Source organism: Enterobacter sp. 302C9 (assembly GCF_034106085.1).
In the GTDB taxonomy this organism is placed as follows: domain Bacteria; phylum Pseudomonadota; class Gammaproteobacteria; order Enterobacterales; family Enterobacteriaceae; genus Enterobacter; species Enterobacter asburiae_B.
On the sequence record NZ_JAWNBW010000007.1, the window covers coordinates 97,919 to 115,496 of the forward strand.

A 17,578-nucleotide genomic window follows, 5' to 3' on the forward strand; every position below is an offset into this window, starting at 1 on the left:
TGTATTGGGGGTCATTGATATTCGCCATGCTTTACCTTCTGGCGATGCCTCGGAACAGGCCCTAGTTTCGCAACTTAACGTTACAGCATCTATCCTTAAACCTGGCTTTGACTTCAACTGACCAGCTAAACATGCGACAATGATCGGCACTGCCGGCTTAATTCTTTCGCTAAATCAGGATATTAACTGCCCATGAAGGGTAAATACAAAGCCGCTCTTGCGCTTTTACTGCTGTTCATATTGTTGCCGCTGACGCTGCTGATGACGCTCGCCCAGTGGGTACCGACGCTCGCCGGGATCTGGCTGCCCGTCGGGACGCGCATCGCTTTCGAAGAGAGTCCGAAACTTACCCGCCACGCGCTGGTGATCCCCGATCTTCGCTATCTGGTTGAAGACTGCGAAATTGCCCGCATCGATAACGTGACGCTGTCACACCCGAGCCGCTGGAAGCTGGATATCGGCGCGCTGGATCTTAACTCCGTCTGTCTGAGCAAAATTCCCCAGTCTGCGCCCTCAACGGTCGCCCCCAAAACGCTGGCACAGTGGCAGGCGGTATTACCGAATACCTGGATCACGGTTCACCGTCTGACGCTGTCGCCCTGGCAGCAGTGGCAGGGCGAGCTGCATGCGTCGCTGACGCCGTCCATTCAGGAGATCGCCTATAAAGGCGAGCAGGTCAGCATTAAAGGCACGCTTCGCGGTCAGACGCTCTCGGTCAGCCAGTTCGATGTCCAGCTCCCGGACCAGCCGCAGCCGATTAAGCTGGTGGGCGAGTTTACCTTGCCGCTGGTACCGGATGGCGTGCCGGTGAAGGGCCACGCGGTCGCGACCTTTAACGTGCCACAGTTGACGTCTCTGGTCGATGCCGATCTGGACTGGGAAGACAATCAGGGTCAGCTGGTGGTGATGGCGCGGGATAATCCCGATCCGCTGCTCGACCTGCCGTGGCAGATCACCGCGCAGCAGCTGAACATCAGCGACGGGCGCTGGAACTGGGATCTCTCGGGTATGCCGCTGAGCGGGCGGGTATCCCTTCGCGCCGACAACTGGCAGCAGGGGCTGGATAACACCACCCTGACCGGACGGCTGAATGTGCTTACCCAAGGTGACGCGGGGAAAGGCAACGCGGTACTGAACATTGGGCCCGGCAGACTCAGCATGGAAAACAGCGACATGCCCCTGCATCTGAGCGGTGAAGCGAAGCAAAACGATCTCATTCTTTACGCAAAATTGCCCGCCACGCTGACCGGCAGCCTGTATGAACCGCAGCTGGCCTTTGAGCCGGGCGCGCTGCTCCGCTCGCGCGGGCGCATCATCGACTCACTCGATATCGATGAAATCCGCTGGCCGCTGGCGGGCGTGAAGCTGACGCAGAAGGGCGTGGACGGTCGTTTACAGGCGATTCTGCGCGCTCATGAAAACGAGATGGGCGATTTTGAACTCCATCTGGACGGCCAGGCCAACGACTTTTTACCTGATAACGGCCTGTGGCAGTGGCGCTACTGGGGGAAAGGCGGTTTCACGCCGATGCATGCCCGCTGGGATGTCGCCGGGAAAGGCGAGTGGCGCGACAATCTTATTGAGCTGACGGCGCTCTCCACCGGTTTTGACAAACTCCAGTACGGTACGATGGAGGTCAGCAAGCCGCGTCTCGTGCTGGATCAACCGGTGCGTTGGCTGCGTGACCCCGAAAAACCGGCCTTCAGCGGCGCGCTGTCGCTCAACGCCGGGCAAACCCGTTTCTCCGGCGGCAGCGCGTTGCCGCCCTCGGTCCTGACCTTCAGCGTCGACGGCACCGACCCGACCATTTTTCAGTTCAGGGGCGACCTCCATGCGGACAAAATCGGCCCGGTACAGGTGAACGGACGCTGGGATGGCGTGCGCCTTCGCGGGCAGGCCTGGTGGCCAAAACAGTCGCTCACCGTCTTCCAGCCGCTGATCCCGCCGGACTGGAAAATGACGCTGCGCGACGGGGAGCTTTACGCGCAGGTCGCCTTCTCGGCGGCGGCCGATCAGGGCTTTGAAGCGGGCGGGCACGGCGTGCTGAAATCCGGCAGCGCCTGGATGCCGGATAACCAGATTAACGGCGTCGATTTTGTGCTGCCGTTCCGCTTCAGCGAGGGAACCTGGTCTCTCGGCACGCGTGGTCCGGTCACCTTGCGCATAGGCGAAGTGGAAAACCTGGTGACCGCGCGCAACATTACCGCCGATCTACAGGGGGATTATCCGTGGACGGAGGACAATCCGCTGCTCCTCACCAACGTGAAGGTGGAAACCCTCGGCGGGAAAATCACCATGCAGCAGCTGCGGATGCCGCAGCACGATCCGGCCCTGCTGCGCGTGGACAATATCTCTTCGAGCGAGCTGATCAGCGCCGTTAATCCGAAACAGTTTGCCATGTCAGGGCCGGTGAGCGGGGCGCTGCCGTTCTGGCTGGACAATGAAAAATGGATCATTAAAGATGGCTGGCTGACCAACCCGGGGCCAATGACGCTGCGCATCGACAAAGATACGGCAGACGCCATCGTGAAAGATAATATGGTGGCGGGCGCCGCGATTAACTGGCTCCGCTATATGGAAATTTCGCGTTCGTGGACGAGAATCAATTTAGATAATCTGGGTGAATTAACCATGCAGGCGACCATCAAGGGGACCAGCCGGGTGGATGGCAAAAGCAGCTCCGTCAACCTGAACTATACCCATGACGAGAATGTCTTTACCCTCTGGCGCAGCCTGCGCTTTGGGGACAATCTGCAAACCTGGTTTGAGCAACATGCGGCGATACCTGCTCCCCGCAGTTTGACTGGCAAGGAAAGTGAGGAACAACAATGAAAAAGATGGCTGGTGTGCTCACCGTTGCCGTTGCCGCGCTACTGACCGGCTGTACGCCGCGCATTGAAGTCGCTGCGCCAAAGGAGCCGATTACCATCAATATGAATGTCAAAATCGAACATGAGATCCACATTAAGGTCGATAAAGACGTTGAAACCCTGCTGAAATCGCGCAGCGATCTGTTCTGAGGATGCCATGAAACGATTAGCTCTCATTTTACTGGCGCTGGGGATGAACGTGCAGGCGGCTGCGCTGACCTTAAACGATGCCCGGGCGCAGGGGCGCGTGGGGGAAACCCTCAGCGGCTATCTTGCCCCGATTCAACAGGACGCGGAAACGCTGGCGCTGGTCAATCGTATCAATGCGGCGCGCACGGAAAACTACCAGAAGCTGGCTGACAGCAATAATTTGCCGGTCGATGAAGTGGCTAAAATGGCCGGTCAGAAACTGGTTGCCCGCGCGCAGCCGGGCGAATACGTGAAGGGCATTAACGGAAAATGGCTCAAAAAGTAGTTAGCGGTAGCGCCTGCGGTATTCACCCGGCGAGACGCCAAAACGCTGCTTAAACGCCGTAGAAAAATGGCTATGGTCGGTAAAGCCCCAGCTGTAGCCAATGCCCGCCAGCTTTTCATCATCACCGGTAGATTGCAGTGCCTGCGCGCAGAGATCCAGACGACGGTTTTTGATGTACTGCGCCACCACCAGCCCCTTCTCGGCAAACATGCGGTAAAGGCTGCGCACGGACATGCCGCTCTCGGCGGCAATCCATTCCGGGCGCAGCGATTCAGACTGAATATGGTCGTCAATCAGCGCCACCACATGCTGGAACTGGCGCTCCTTGCGCGGCTGAATGATTTCACGCTGCTGGAACGCGGGGCGCAGCAGGCAGATCATCGCTTCGAGCGCCGCTTCGCTCTCCCGGTCACTCAGGTCGGCATTGCTCATGCTCTCCATCAGCAGGCGATGGCTCAGCTGTACAGTCGGCAAGGTGCGGGAAAGGGCGGTCGCGCAGCTTATCTCCTGGAAACGACACTGCTGCTCAATAATCTGACGGGGAACCAGCAGCGAAATCTGGCGGGATTTTTCCCGCCAGTTGATCGAGCAGGGACGTGACGCGTCAATCAGCGTGATATCACCGGTTCTGAGCAGCGCGCGACGGTCATCCTGCTCAATTTCCGCGCTGCCTTCGAGCTGGAACACGGTATAGAACCAGGCATCATTACTCTGAGCGATCTCCTGACGGGAGCGGAACAGGTTGACGCCGCCTGCGGTCACGGTGCTGAGCTTCAGGCTGCGCGCGTAGCTAGTCTCCAGCTCGCCGAAGAATTTCCCCCCGGTGGGCTGCGCGTTAAAACGCCCGCAAACCTGGTTAATTTGCGCCAGCCATTGCTGATACTGTTCCTGCTCGCTTGCACACGCCATCGTTTCTCTCACTGCACCGTCAACGTTTTTGCATTGTTGCATTTGTGTTGCATTTTGTCAGAGCTATGAGGCTGACTATAGGAAAGAACACTCACCGGTAACAGCGATATAAGCGGCAATTATCGCGATTTGCGGAGCCTGTCACAGGTGGCAAAGCGAATGTCACAGAGACAAAAGCGCGAACGCAAAACCCCACTTAGACTGGATGGACACCCTGCGAAGAATAACGAAGGAGTATCCTATGTCTGAATCACTGGTGGCCATTCAGCCTGCCGTACAACAATTTTTAGACCGACAGCATGGCCTGTGGATTGAAGGGCGTCAGGCCGCGTCGGACAGTGAAAAGCGGCTGAACGTCTTCAACCCGGCCACGGGCGAGGTCATTGCCTCGACTGCCGATGCCAGCGTCGATGACGTTGACCGTGCCGTCATGTCCGGCTGGCGCGCGTTTGTCGCCCGCAGCTGGGCCGGAAAACTGCCGGCGGAGCGCGAGCGGATCCTGCTTCATTTCGCCGATCTGGTCGAACAGCACAGCGAGGAGCTGGCCCAGCTTGAAACGCTGGAGCAGGGCAAATCCATCAACATTTCCCGCATGTTTGAAGTCGGCTGCACCCTGAACTGGATGCGCTATACCGCCGGGCTGACCACCAAAATTTCGGGTAAGACCCTCGACCTTTCCATTCCGCTGCCGCAGGGCGCCCGCTATCAGGCGTGGACGCGTAAGGAGCCGGTTGGCGTGGTGGCCGGGATTGTGCCCTGGAACTTCCCGCTGATGATCGGGATGTGGAAAGTGATGCCTGCGCTGGCCGCGGGCTGCTCTATTGTCATCAAGCCGTCAGAGACCACGCCGCTGACCATGCTGCGCGTGGCGGAACTGGCAAGCGAAGCGGGCATTCCGGACGGAGTGTTCAACGTGGTGACCGGGAGTGGCGCGGTGTGCGGCGCAGCGCTGACCTCGCATCCGCATATTGCAAAGGTGAGCTTTACCGGCTCAACGGCGACGGGTAAGCAAATTGCCCGCGCGGCGGCGGACACGCTAACCGGGGTGACTCTGGAGCTGGGCGGGAAAAACCCGGCCATCGTACTAAAAGACGCAGACCCGGCGTGGGTGATCGAAGGCCTGATGACCGGCAGCTTCCTGAACCAGGGGCAGGTGTGCGCGGCGAGCTCGCGCATCTATATTGAAGCGCCGCTGTTTGACACGCTGGTCAGCGGGTTTGAGCAGGCGGTGAAATCCCTGAGCGTCGGGCCGGGCATGTCGCCGGAGGCGTTTATCAACCCGCTGGTGTCGCGCGCGCACTGCGACAAGGTGCAGACCTTCCTTGATGAAGCGAAGTCGCGCAACGCGGAGCTGATCGTCGGTAACCGGGGGCCTGAAGGCAAAGGCTATTACGTTTCGCCTACGCTGGTGGTGAACCCGGATGCCTCACTGCGCCTGACCCGTGAAGAGGTGTTTGGCCCGGTGGTAAACCTCTTACGCGTCGCCGACGGGGAAGAGGCGCTCCAGCTGGCAAACGACAGCGAGTATGGCCTGACGGCCAGCGTCTGGACGCAGAATATCAGCAAGGCGCTGGAATATACCGACCGGCTGCAGGCGGGCACCGTCTGGGTGAACAGCCATACGCTGATTGACGCCAACCTGCCGTTCGGCGGCATGAAGCAGTCCGGCACCGGGCGTGACTTTGGTCCGGACTGGCTGGACGGCTGGTGTGAAACCAAATCGGTGTGCGTGCGCTACTAGTAAAAGCAAAAGGCAACCTGGAGGTTGCCTTTTTTGTGTTTGTTCCCTCTCCCGTGGGAGAGGGTCAGGGTGAGGGCATCAGGCTGCACCGGGCGAATTTTGTAGGTCGGGTAAGGCGTAGCCGCCACCCGACATGTTTACAGCGACCACCGATCCCGCCCGGCCTCTTTCGCCCGATACAGCGCCGCATCGGCGCGGGCGATGATCTCGGTGCCTGCTAACCCCTCCGCCATGCTCGCAATCCCCATGCTCACGGTGACACGATCGCTAACGGTTGACGCACTGTGCGGTATAGCTTCTGTACGCAGGCCGTCCTGAATGCGTAAGGCCACCTTTTCCGCGATGTTTTCCGGACAGTTAAACAGGATCACCACGAACTCCTCGCCGCCGTAGCGTGACACCACATCGTCAGGCGTGCGCACCGACTGCTTTAGCACCCGCGCCACGCGGGTCAGGCAGTCGTCACCCGCCTGGTGCCCGTAGGTGTCGTTGTAGCGTTTGAAATAGTCGATATCCAGCATAATCACCGAGAAGGTTTTTTTCTGCTCAACCGCGTTCTCCAGCACCACTTCCATTTTCCGGCGATTGGCGGTTTTGGTTAATGGATCCTGATGCGCCAGCGCATCCAGCCTGGAGATCAATAGCTGATTTTGCTGGTTACGTCGCCAGGCCTCGTCAAACCAGCTCAGCAGGATGAAACGTCCGCAAATCAGGATCAGCGTAAAGACGCTCCAGATAACAATGAAGTGAAGGTTGAGGCCATCGTTCCGTATCCAGCTTGCTACCGGCAGGGTGATCCAGAGCGGGAGCACAAAGGCGAGTAGCCCTTCAGGATAAAAATAGAGCGCCGTTAAGCCGGCGAGTAATAAAATGACGCACAGCGGCCAGACGTGCGGGAGCAGCAGCTGGGTGATAAACCAGAAGCAGGAGACCGACCAGATGGCGCTGCAGATAAACAATACCACGCTGATGCCGGCGATGCGCCGCCAGGCCATCAGGATCAGCGCGGCGGAGAGGATGATAATGCCGAGCATGGAGGCATCAACTATTCTCGTCAGCTGCGGCGAATGGGGATAAAGGGGATCGCTGGTATTAAGCAAAACGTGTCGCAGCAGAATCATCACCGCGAAGCTGATATTCACGAAGGCCAGCCACGGCAGGTTCATCGCCAGCCCGTGCATGACCATAGCATGGCGCGTTGGCCAGGTTGCCCGTTCAAGTGTCGGTTTTTTTCTTTTTTCCATAAAGCCCTTTCCCGTCCGGGGGATAAATCATGCAGGTGAGATATCAGTAACTATAAGCAAGCCAGGACGATCCTCAAATGCAGAGGCAAAAAAAACCGGGCATTGCGCCCGGTGCGTTATTTATTTCAGTTCGTCTTTCTTTTTCCCGAGCGTTGGCGTCTCGTCGAAGAAGTTCCACGGTTTAAGCAGAGTATGCACCCATTCCGTCGGCATAATCGGCCACTCTTCCGCGCGGGCGACGTGGGTGGTGCCGGTGGTCATCCAGACCACGTCATCCCGATCGTTGAGCGACTCGTTATCCTTGCTGTACTGTCCCAGGCCCGTGTCGTGAATGGAGCGGTTCGGGAATTTCCCTTCAGGGTAGAGTTCATCCGGATGGTAACGGGTAACCCACAGCTGTTTGTCCATAAAGCTCAGGCGATGATAAATCCACTCGTCCGGGGCAAATTTCGCGCCGGTCGCCACCGGGTGCGTACCGCCCGCGTAAGGGATAATCTGGTACGAGACCGGGTTGCCCATGCGGTTCTCTTTACTGGTGTTGCTCAGCAGCCGAATGGTGCCCGGGTCGAATTTCTGCGCCGCCTGCTGCTCGGTATCAATATCATACTGATTGATCTGCATGGTGCTGGTGCGCGGGCCCCCGGCGGTATTCGGCTTCACTTCTGGATCCATCGCCACCAGCTTGTTGTTGATGCCGTCCACGTCCATATCGAGACGGAAGTTGTAGATGTGCTGGTGCGTGGTGCCCACGATGTTATGGTCGATCAGCGTGCCGTATTTGGTGTCGTCTTTGGCGGTGGCGTCGTGCATGGTTTTCGCCTGAACGCCTTTCACCGCTTCGATACCCGTCGCGCCAGCATCAATGCCGATGGTGCCATTTTCATGGAACACCCAGTCGAAGATGTAATCGTAGTTGCCCACGGTACTCACCCAGCGCACCACCAGCTCGCGACGCTCGGTGCTGACGTTCGGCTGGCCCATCTCCTGATGTTTGTATTCTGGCCCCGCGTAGCGTTCGAAAATGGCGATCGCGCGCGGGATCTCCATCGGCGCGCCGGTGTAATCCGGGATAGTTTCATTGAGCATCACGGCGTTGGACGGCACGTCTTTACCGCGCACCAGCGGTGAGGTCAGGGTGCCCATACCGTAGTCGCCGGAGTCGAGATAGGCTTTAAAGTACCAGCCCACGTCCGGATCGCCATAAGGGACGATCATGCCGCCGAGCGACCCCTGATACATCACCTGGCGTTTTTTGCCGTTGTCGTTATAGGTGACGGTTGAAATTATTGGGCCGACGCGGGAATCCAGGCTCAGGTGGAAATCCCAGTTCTGCCAGTGCACCATATCCCCGGTGATGGTGTAGTTCTTGCCTTCCGGCTCAGTGATGTTGAGCGGTTTTTTCGGCGTCTCCATGCGGTCGCGGCCATCATAGGGACGCGGGGTCATGGGAACCGGAACAACGGCGCCTTCTTCAATCTTCTGGATCTTTTTCTGCTCAAGATCGACCACGGCCACCAGGTTTTCAATCGGGTGCGCCCAGTAGTTGCCGTCGCCCACGTCCAGATAGCTCACTACCTTCAGCAGGCGATCTTCCTGCTTCAGGCCGTCTTTACCGTCGAAATAGCCGACGGTCAGCGGCGTGGTAATCACTTTTTTCGGGTCGGTGATGCCGTGTTTTTTAAGCACCTCGGCGAACTCGGTACTTTCGTTGATGATCTGCTGAACCGCGGTGAAATCATCCAGCAGCACCATGCCGTGCGCGTCTTTTACCGGTTCCCAGCGCAGAATTTTTTTATCCTTCAGGTCCACCACGCTTTCGATAACGTGCTTGCCGTCGAGCATGACGATCTTCGCCTTACGAGGGGCATCCACTGCCGTACCGTTGAGCACAAAGTCCCACACTTTGGCTTTCTCGGGCTCAGCCAGGGCGATCTGGGTAAAGCGGGTATTCGGCTTAAAGTCCGCCGAGGCTTTCACAATCTCAACGGCCTGCTTAATTTCGTCCGCCGTTAGCGCGTTTAACGGGTGAGGGCGTTTTTCTACCTGGAAGGTCTGGTCAAGGCCGGACTGGAAAACGTCGTTGATGAAGGTTTCGGAAATAAAGGCTTTCTTGCCTTTCATCACCACCGGCACCTCAAGCCTGAGGGTTTTACCGTTGACGATGGCGGTTTTTGCGCCCGGTTTGACCTTCACAAAGGCACCGTCTTTCGCAACGGTGAACATCTGTGCGTAATCATCCCACTGAACGTCCGCGCCAAAGTCCTGCAGCGTTTTGTCCATCGGGACCATATGCGCCTCACTGCCGTGGGCGAAAACAGGGGATTGCCAGGCGCAACACAGCGCAACGGCCATAGCCAGCGCCGTTCTACGGGCAGAAAAAGAAGAATTGCTTCCCATCGTAGACCTCATCTTGTTGTGTTTATACCCGTCATACTTCAAGTTGCAGGTGCGTTGGCTGCACTCACTCACCCCAGTCACGTACTTATGTACGCTCCCGGGGATTCGTTCCCTTGCCGCCTTCCTGCAACTCGAATTATTTAGGGGATATTGTGTTGTGACAGCCTTATCCTGACAGGCGCCTGAGAAAAGCGTTTGCCTGCATCTGCCAGATTATTTGTCAGCCTTGCCAGGTTAAAAAAAGAGCGGGGATAAATCACATGCCAGACCATTTCCTCTCCTCATTGAGGCTGAGGTAACCCCACAAATGATGTCAGCACAGACGGCCCCCTCTCCCTTGAGGGAGAGGGCTGGGGTGAGGGGGAACATACGGCTGTGGAGGTCATTCCGTTCACTTTATGTTGAGGGCCTTGCTGAAGGCCCCCAGTGAATCTGTAAGCAGCGTCAAATTACCGGGAGCCACCAGCCATTGTGGTAAAGGGAAAGGGACGTTAGCTGAAATCGCCCTGCTGGCGCGCCACCAGCGTCAGAATGGAGTAGAGCGCCACGGCCTGCTGGTGCTGGTTGAAAATCTCAACCGCCCACTCCACCACGCCGGTCGGTTTTTCCTCGGCGGTACGCTGTTTCTTCAGCGTTTTACGCTTGCAGGTCAGGCGCACCTGAATGGTATCGCCCGGCTTAACCGGCTCGATAAAACGCAGGTTTTCCATGCCGTAGTTGGCAATAACCGGCCCGACGCCCGCATCAACAAACAGTCCCGCCGCGGCGGAGATCAGGAAGTAGCCGTGCACCACGCGCTCGCCGAAGATCGACTCCGCCGCACCGATCTTATCCATATGGGCGTAGAAGTGGTCGCCGCTCAGGCAGGCAAAGTTCACGATGTCCGCTTCCGTGAGGGTGCGGCGCGGCGTCAGCAGGCTGTCGCCCGGCTGTAGCTCCTCAAAGTATTTGCGGAACGGATGCACGCGGTCTTCCTGCACCGCTGCGCCACGCACCCACTGTTTGCCAATGGCGGCCAGCATCGTCGGGCTGCCCTGAATCGCGGTGCGCTGCAGGTAGTGCTTCACCGCGCGCAGGCCGCCCAGCTCTTCGCCGCCGCCCGCGCGACCCGGGCCCCCGTGCACCAGCTGAGGCAACGGGGAGCCGTGGCCGGTAGACTCTTTTGATGATTCCTCGTTTAGGATCTGAATACGCCCGTGGGCGCGCGCCGCGCCGGCAATAAACTGGCGGGCAATTGCCGAATCGGCGGTGACCAGCGTACCGGCCAGGCTGCCGCCGCCCGCGCGGGCAAGCTGCATCGCGTGGCGCGCGTTGCGATACGGCAGCAGCGTCGCAACCGGGCCGAAGGCTTCGGTGGAGTGCACCGCCGGGGTTTCATCCGGCTGCGGGCAGAACAGCAGGGTCGGCGGGAAGAACGCCCCCGCGGCCTGCAAATCTGCTTTGCCGCCCAGACGGATCTGGCAGCCAGCGGCGATCAGTTGCTCCACTTTCTCCTGCACGTCCGCGCGCTGTTCGGCGTTGACCAGCGCACCCATCTTCACCCCTTCCTGCGCCGGGTCGCCCACCACCACTTTTTCCAGGCGGGCAATCAGCGCCTGGCTCACCGCGTCAATCTGGTTTTGCGGGACGATAATCCGGCGAATGGCCGTACATTTTTGCCCGGCTTTGGCGGTCATCTCGCGGACCACTTCCCGGATGAACAGGGCAAACTCCGGCTGGTCTGGCGTAACGTCTTCCCCCAGCACGCAGCAGTTCAGGGAGTCGGCCTCCATGGTGAACGGAATCGAATTCGCCACGATATTCGGGTGCACGCGCAGGCTTTGCCCGGTGCTGGCGGAGCCGGTAAAGGTCACGACATCCTGGCTGTCGAGCTGGTCGAGCAGATCCCCCGCGCCGCCGCAGATCAGGCTGATGGCGCCGTCCGGCACCAGCCCGCTGTCGACGATGGATTTCACCATCGCCTGCGTCACCTGCGCGGTCGCGGTAGCGGGTTTGATGATGGCGGGCATGCCGGCAAGCCAGGTCGGCGCCAGCTTTTCCAGCATTCCCCAGCAGGGGAAGTTAAAGGCGTTGATGTGCACCGCCACGCCGGATTTGGAGGTGAGAACGTGGCGCGCCGCAAAGCCGCCTTCTTTCGACAGGGGGATTAACTCGTCTTCCGGCCACAGGGTGTCATCCGGCAGCTCGCGGCTGCCCAGGCTGGCGTAAGTGAAGAGGGTGCCGATGCCGCCTTCAATATCCACCCAGCTGTCCGCCTTCGTCGCCCCTGTCTGGGCCGACAGGGCATAAAACGTCTCTTTCTCGCTAAGCAGGTGCTTTGCCACCGCCTTCAGCATGGCAGCACGTTCGATAAAGGTCATCTCGTGAAGCGCTTCCCCGCCGTGCTCAATCGCATAGCGACGGGCGGCCGCCATGTCCAGCCCTTCGCTGGTCACGCTCCACAGGGCTTCGCCACTGATGGCGTGATGAATAGTGCGCTCGCGGCCCCGGCCAGACTGCCAGGTACCGGATAAGAAGCTGGCTAACTGCTGCATCGCTTATCTCCAAATGTTACGTGATTTACTCATTAATAGTTTGATCGTGAATCATAAAAATCAAGCTGAGTTTTTAATGAATTGTTAACGTTGTGATCTGGCTGGATGAATCGCATCGCCTGAAGACGCTTTATGAAAGGCCTGATGCAAAAGCCTTGCGAGCAGCATCACAAAACCAGGAAACAATTCTTGGGGTTATATTTAACCTGTGTGTAACTTTTAAAAAACAAAGTGATTCAACTTTACGCCTTAATTTGCAAACTAACGAATCATAAAGGTGATGACGTGACGCAAGAACAACGGTTTGAGCAGCGCATAGCGCAGGAGACGGCGATTGAGCCTCAGGACTGGATGCCTGACGCCTACCGTAAGACGTTGATCCGCCAGATTGGTCAGCATGCGCACTCCGAAATTGTCGGCATGCTGCCGGAAGGGAACTGGATCGCCCGCGCGCCGACGCTGCGCCGAAAAGCGATCCTGCTGGCGAAAGTGCAGGACGAAGCCGGGCACGGGCTCTACCTCTACAGCGCGGCGGAAACGCTGGGCTGCGCGCGGGAAGACATCTACCAGAAAATGCTCGACGGCAGGATGAAATACTCCTCCATCTTCAACTATCCGACCCTGAGCTGGGCCGATATCGGTGTGATCGGCTGGCTGGTGGACGGCGCCGCTATCGTCAACCAGGTGGCGCTGTGCCGGACCTCTTACGGTCCGTATGCCCGCGCGATGGTGAAAATCTGTAAAGAAGAGAGCTTCCACCAGCGCCAGGGCTTTGAGGCCTGCATGGCGCTGGCGCAGGGCAGCGAGGCCCAGCGTCAGATGCTGCAGGACGCCATCAACCGCTTCTGGTGGCCAGCGCTGATGATGTTCGGGCCAAACGACGACAACTCGCCGAACAGCGCCCGCAGCCTGGCGTGGAAAATCAAACGCTTCGGCAATGACGAACTTCGCCAGCGCTTTGTCGACAACACGGTGCCGCAGGTGGAGATGCTGGGCATGACGGTGCCGGATCCTGACCTGCGTCTGGATGAAGAGAGCGGTCATTACCGCTTCGGCGAGATCGACTGGCAGGAGTTTGACGAGGTCATTAGCGGGCGCGGCATCTGCAACCACGAGCGCCTGGCCGCCAAACGTAAAGCCTGGGAAGAGGGGGCGTGGGTGCGCGAAGCCGCACTGGCGCACGCGGAAAAACAACACGCCCGCAAAGTGGCTTAAGAGGAATCACGATGAGCAACGTCTACTGGCCGCTGTACGAAGTGTTCGTACGTAGCAAACAAGGGTTATCCCACCGTCACGTGGGCAGTCTGCATGCCGCCGACGATCGCATGGCGCTGGAAAATGCGCGTGATGCCTACACCCGTCGCAGCGAAGGGTGTTCTGTCTGGGTGGTTAAGGCGAGCGAGATTGTCGCCTCCCAGCCGGAAGAGAGCGGTGAGTTCTTCGACCCGGCGGAAAGCAAGGTTTACCGCCATCCGACGTTCTACACCATCCCCGACGGCATCGAGCATATGTGAGGCAAAGAATGAATTCAGTGACTGCCTATGCCCTGCGTCTGGGCGATAACGGTCTGGTGCTCTCCCAGCGTCTCGGCGCCTGGTGCGGCCACGCGCCGGAGCTGGAAATTGACCTCGCGCTCGCCAATATCGGTCTCGACCTGCTGGGCCAGGCGCGCAATTTCCTGACCTATGCCGCGGAGCGGGAAGGCCAGGGCGATGAAGACACGCTGGCGTTTGGCCGCGACGAGCGCCAGTTCCGCAACGTCCTGCTGGTGGAGCAGCCGAACGGCAGCTTCGCCGACACCATTGCCCGACAGTACCTGATGGATGCCTGGAACGTGGCGCTGTACGAACGGCTGACTCAAAGCAGCGACGGCCAGCTTGCGGCCATCGCCGCCAAAGCGATTAAAGAGGCGCGCTACCACCTGCGCTTCAGCCGCGGCTGGCTGGTGCGTCTGGGCGACGGGACCGAAACGTCCGCGCAAAAAATGCAGCAGGCCATCGACAATCTGTGGCGTTTTACGGCGGAGCTGTTTGAAGCCGATGACGTCGAGCTGGCCCTGATTGACGCCGGCGTGGCGGTTGACCCGCGCGTCCTGCGCCAGCCGTGGGAAAGCGAAGTCTTTGCCGGTCTCAATGAAGCCTGCCTGCAGGTTCCCGCAGAGGTGGCGTACCGCACCGGGGGCAAGAGGGGGCTGCATACCGAACATCTGGGCCCGATGCTGGCGGAAATGCAGTACCTCCAGCGCGCGTATCCCGGTCAGCAGTGGTAAAGGAGAACGCTATGCAACGCCTCGTCGACATCGCGCCCGCGCAAATCCCGCAGATCTGGTCGCTGTTAAGCCAGATCCCCGATCCGGAAGTGCCGGTATTAACCATCACCGATTTAGGCATGGTGCGCAGCGTGAAGGCGCAGGGGGAAGGCTGGGTCATTGGCTTCACGCCAACCTACTCGGGCTGCCCGGCAACGGAGCACCTGCTGGGGGCGATCCGCGACGCGATGACCGCGAACGGCTTTACCCCGGTACACATTGTGCTCCAGCTTGAACCCGCCTGGACCACCGACTGGATGACCGCCGACGCGCGCGAGCGCCTGCGGTCCTACGGCATCAGCCCGCCCGTGGGGCATAGCTGCCACGCGCACGCGCCTGTGGAGGTGAGCTGCCCGCGCTGCGCCAGCACCGAGACCGCGCTTATCAGTGAATTTGGTTCGACGGCCTGCAAAGCGCTCTACCGCTGCAACACCTGCCGCGAGCCCTTCGACTATTTCAAATGTATTTGAGGCTGCCATGACAACGTTTCATTCATTAACAGTGGCAAAAGTGGAACCCGAAACCCGCGACGCGGTGACCATCACGTTCGCGGTGCCGCAGGCGCTGCAGGACGCCTACCGCTTCCGCCCAGGCCAGCACCTGACGTTAAAAACGAAGCTTGGCGGGGACGAGCTGCGCCGCTGCTACTCCATCTGCCGGAGTACCGCCCCGGGCGAAATCAGCGTGGCGGTCAAAGCCATCGACGGCGGGCGCTTTTCCCGCTATGCCCGTGATGAGATCAAAGCGGGTATGGCGCTGGAGGTGATGGTGCCTCAGGGGCAGTTTGGCTACCAGCCGCGGGCTGAACGCGAAGGCCACTACCTGGCAATTGCGGCAGGCTCCGGGATCACCCCGATGCTGGCGATTATCTCCGCGACGCTTGCGACCGAACCCAACAGCCACTTCACCCTGATCTACGGCAACCGCAGCAGCCAGAGCATGATGTTCCGCCAGGCGCTGGCGGACCTGAAGGACAAGTACACGCAGCGGCTGCAGCTGGTCTCCATCTTCAGCCAGGAGCGGCTGGACAGCGATCTGCTTTATGGCCGCATCGACGGGGAAAAGCTGCAGGCGCTGGCGAAAACCCTGATTAACTTCCGCCAGTACGACGAGGCGTTTATCTGCGGCCCGTCGGCGATGATGGACGACGCCGAAGCGACGCTGAAAGCGCTGGGGATGCCGGACAAATCCATTCACCTTGAGCGCTTTAACACCCCGGGGACCACCGCTAAACGCGCGGTGCACGTCCAGGCGGAAGGACAGAAAGTGACCGTGCGCCAGGACGGGCGCGATCGCGAAATCACCCTGACGGCGGACGACGAAAGCATCCTGGATGCCGCCCTGCGTCAGGGGGCGGATCTCCCGTATGCCTGCAAGGGCGGCGTGTGCGCCACCTGTAAATGCAAAGTGCTGCGTGGGAAGGTGGACATGGCGACCAATTACAGCCTGGAGCCGGACGAGCTGGCCGCCGGATACGTGCTGAGCTGCCAGTCGCTGCCGTTAACCGCCGACGTGATTGTCGACTTCGACGCGAAGGGGATGGCATGAGCGAACTGATTGTTACCCGTCATGGCCGCGTGCAGCAGCTGACGCTAAACCGTCCGGCGGCGCGCAACGCCCTCAATAACGCGCTGTTAACCCAGATTGCCGAGCAGCTTGAGGACGCCGCAGCAGATGCCGACATCGCCGTCTGCGTGATTTACGGCAGCGAGCGCTGCTTTGCCGCCGGGGCCGATCTCAACGAAATGGCGGAGAAAGACCTGCCCGCCACGCTGAACGATATCCGCCCGCAGCTGTGGGCGCGCATCAACGCTTTTCCTAAACCGCTGATTGCCGCCGTGAACGGCTTCGCGCTGGGCGCAGGCTGCGAGCTGGCGCTGCTGTGCGACGTAGTCATTGCTGGCGATAACGCCCGCTTTGGCCTGCCGGAAATTACGCTGGGCATTATGCCCGGCGCAGGTGGCACCCAGCGTCTTATCCGCAGCGTCGGTAAATCCCTTGCCAGCAAAATGGTGCTGACCGGCGAGAGTATTTCCGCGCAGCAGGCGCTGAGCGCCGGGCTGGTGAGCGACGTTTTCCCGCCAGCGCTGACGCTGGAGTATGCCCTGAAGCAGGCGGCGCTGATGGCGCGCCACTCTCCGCTGGCGCTGCAGGCGGCGAAACAGGCGCTGCGCCAGTCTCAGGAGGTGCCGCTCCAGGCCGGTCTGGCCCAGGAGCGTCAGCTGTTTACGCTGCTTTCTGCCACCGAGGATCGCCGGGAGGGCATCGATGCCTTCTTACAAAAACGCACCCCCGACTTTAAAGGACGCTAATTGTGGAATTTATTCTCAGTCATGTTGAGCAGGGCGTAATGACCATTACGCTGAACCGTCCGGAGCGTCTGAACAGCTTTAACGACGTGATGCACCAGCAGCTTGCCGAGTGCCTGAAACAGGCCGAGCGTGATGACACCGTTCGCTGCCTGCTGATCACCGGGGCGGGACGCGGCTTTTGCGCGGGTCAGGATCTGAACGACCGCAACGTCGACCCCAACGGCCCGGCGCCGGATTTGGGGATGTCCGTTGAAACCTTCTATAACCCGCTGGTGCGCCGCCTGGCAAAGCTGCCGAAACCGGTGATTTGCGCGGTTAACGGCGTAGCAGCGGGGGCGGGTGCGACGCTGGCGCTGGGGTGCGATATGGTGATCGCCGCGCGTTCCGCCAACTTCGTGATGGCCTTCAGCAAGCTCGGCCTGGTGCCGGACTGCGGCGGCACCTGGCTGCTGCCGCGCGTGGCCGGACGCGCCCGCGCTATGGGGCTGGCGCTGCTCGGCGACAAGCTCAGCGCCGAACAGGCGCAGGCGTGGGGAATGATCTGGCAGGTGGTGGATGACGAACAGCTCTCCACTACCGCGCAGCAGATGGCGCTGCACTTTGCGTCTCAACCGACCTTCGGGCTGGGGCTGATCAAGCAGGCGATCAACGCCGCGGAAACCAACACCCTGGACGCCCAGCTCGATCTGGAGCGCGACTACCAGCGCCTGGCCGGGCGCAGCGACGACTACCGCGAGGGCGTCAGCGCCTTCCTGGCGAAGCGCGCGCCGAACTTTACGGGGAAATAA

Annotated in this window: 15 protein-coding genes; 11 read left to right on the forward strand and 4 right to left on the reverse strand. The window is 59.7% G+C overall.

From position 1 onward, the window contains the following. The first annotated feature begins 192 nt into the window (after positions 1-192). The 3 genes from UR289_RS14795 to UR289_RS14805 are packed head-to-tail and all read left to right on the forward strand — an operon-like array spanning position 193 to position 3,345. A complete protein-coding gene (locus UR289_RS14795) occupies positions 193-2,832 on the forward strand; it encodes a YdbH family protein (RefSeq protein ID WP_320710686.1) in 2,640 nt (879 codons plus the stop codon). Then, on the forward strand, positions 2,829-3,020 hold the full coding sequence (locus UR289_RS14800; RefSeq protein ID WP_014169918.1) for a YnbE family lipoprotein: 192 nt from the start codon (positions 2,829-2,831) through the stop codon (positions 3,018-3,020). Before UR289_RS14795 ends, UR289_RS14800 begins: the two co-directional genes overlap by 4 nt. 7 nt (positions 3,021-3,027) lie before the next feature. After that, positions 3,028-3,345, forward strand: coding sequence for a YdbL family protein (locus UR289_RS14805; protein WP_028017556.1), 318 nt, complete (start codon positions 3,028-3,030; stop codon positions 3,343-3,345). Here the strand turns inward: UR289_RS14805 and feaR are convergent, their stop codons facing one another. Then, positions 3,346-4,254, reverse strand: a complete 909-nt coding sequence (gene feaR, locus UR289_RS14810) for a transcriptional regulator FeaR (RefSeq protein ID WP_033145415.1) — start codon at positions 4,252-4,254, stop codon at positions 3,346-3,348. It abuts the gene before it with no gap. A gap of 241 nt (positions 4,255-4,495) precedes the next feature. Between feaR and UR289_RS14815 the strand changes: the two genes are divergently transcribed. Further along, positions 4,496-5,995, forward strand: coding sequence for an aldehyde dehydrogenase family protein (locus tag UR289_RS14815; protein WP_320710689.1), 1,500 nt, complete (start codon positions 4,496-4,498; stop codon positions 5,993-5,995). 137 nt (positions 5,996-6,132) lie between these two features. Here UR289_RS14815 and UR289_RS14820 read toward each other — a convergent pair whose 3' ends face one another. The 3 genes from UR289_RS14820 to paaZ form a co-directional block, all read right to left on the reverse strand. Then, positions 6,133-7,239, reverse strand: coding sequence for a GGDEF domain-containing protein (locus tag UR289_RS14820; RefSeq protein ID WP_058840684.1), 1,107 nt, complete (start codon positions 7,237-7,239; stop codon positions 6,133-6,135). Positions 7,240-7,359: 120 nt separating this feature from the next. Further along, on the reverse strand, positions 7,360-9,636 hold the full coding sequence (gene tynA, locus UR289_RS14825; protein WP_320710692.1) for a primary-amine oxidase: 2,277 nt from the start codon (positions 9,634-9,636) through the stop codon (positions 7,360-7,362). 491 nt (positions 9,637-10,127) lie between these two features. Next, positions 10,128-12,170 (reverse strand): phenylacetic acid degradation bifunctional protein PaaZ, encoded by a 2,043-nt coding sequence (gene paaZ, locus UR289_RS14830; protein WP_320710694.1) that lies wholly within the window; start codon positions 12,168-12,170, stop codon positions 10,128-10,130. A 285-nt stretch (positions 12,171-12,455) separates the two neighbouring features. Here paaZ and paaA point away from each other — a divergent pair, with 285 nt between their 5' ends. Genes paaA through paaG form a run of 7 tightly spaced genes read left to right on the forward strand, consistent with a single transcriptional unit; the run spans position 12,456 to position 17,578 of the window. Next, positions 12,456-13,385, forward strand: coding sequence for a 1,2-phenylacetyl-CoA epoxidase subunit PaaA (gene paaA / locus UR289_RS14835; protein WP_033145421.1), 930 nt, complete (start codon positions 12,456-12,458; stop codon positions 13,383-13,385). Between the two features lie 11 nt (positions 13,386-13,396). Continuing rightward, positions 13,397-13,684 (forward strand): 1,2-phenylacetyl-CoA epoxidase subunit PaaB, encoded by a 288-nt coding sequence (gene paaB, locus UR289_RS14840; RefSeq protein WP_033145422.1) that lies wholly within the window; start codon positions 13,397-13,399, stop codon positions 13,682-13,684. Positions 13,685-13,692: 8 nt separating this feature from the next. Beyond that, positions 13,693-14,439 (forward strand): 1,2-phenylacetyl-CoA epoxidase subunit PaaC, encoded by a 747-nt coding sequence (gene paaC, locus UR289_RS14845; RefSeq protein WP_033145423.1) that lies wholly within the window; start codon positions 13,693-13,695, stop codon positions 14,437-14,439. A gap of 11 nt (positions 14,440-14,450) precedes the next feature. Beyond that, positions 14,451-14,948, forward strand: a complete 498-nt coding sequence (paaD, locus tag UR289_RS14850; protein ID WP_320710697.1) for a 1,2-phenylacetyl-CoA epoxidase subunit PaaD — start codon at positions 14,451-14,453, stop codon at positions 14,946-14,948. Positions 14,949-14,955: 7 nt separating this feature from the next. Further along, complete coding sequence (gene paaE, locus UR289_RS14855) at positions 14,956-16,026, forward strand: 1,2-phenylacetyl-CoA epoxidase subunit PaaE (RefSeq protein ID WP_039262617.1); 1,071 nt, start codon at positions 14,956-14,958, stop codon at positions 16,024-16,026. Beyond that, positions 16,023-16,790: a 2,3-dehydroadipyl-CoA hydratase PaaF gene (gene paaF, locus UR289_RS14860; protein ID WP_232938141.1), complete on the forward strand. Its 768-nt coding sequence runs from the start codon at positions 16,023-16,025 to the stop codon at positions 16,788-16,790. Before paaE ends, paaF begins: the two co-directional genes overlap by 4 nt. Next, positions 16,790-17,578 (forward strand): 2-(1,2-epoxy-1,2-dihydrophenyl)acetyl-CoA isomerase PaaG, encoded by a 789-nt coding sequence (paaG, locus tag UR289_RS14865; protein WP_029741870.1) that lies wholly within the window; start codon positions 16,790-16,792, stop codon positions 17,576-17,578. Before paaF ends, paaG begins: the two co-directional genes overlap by 1 nt.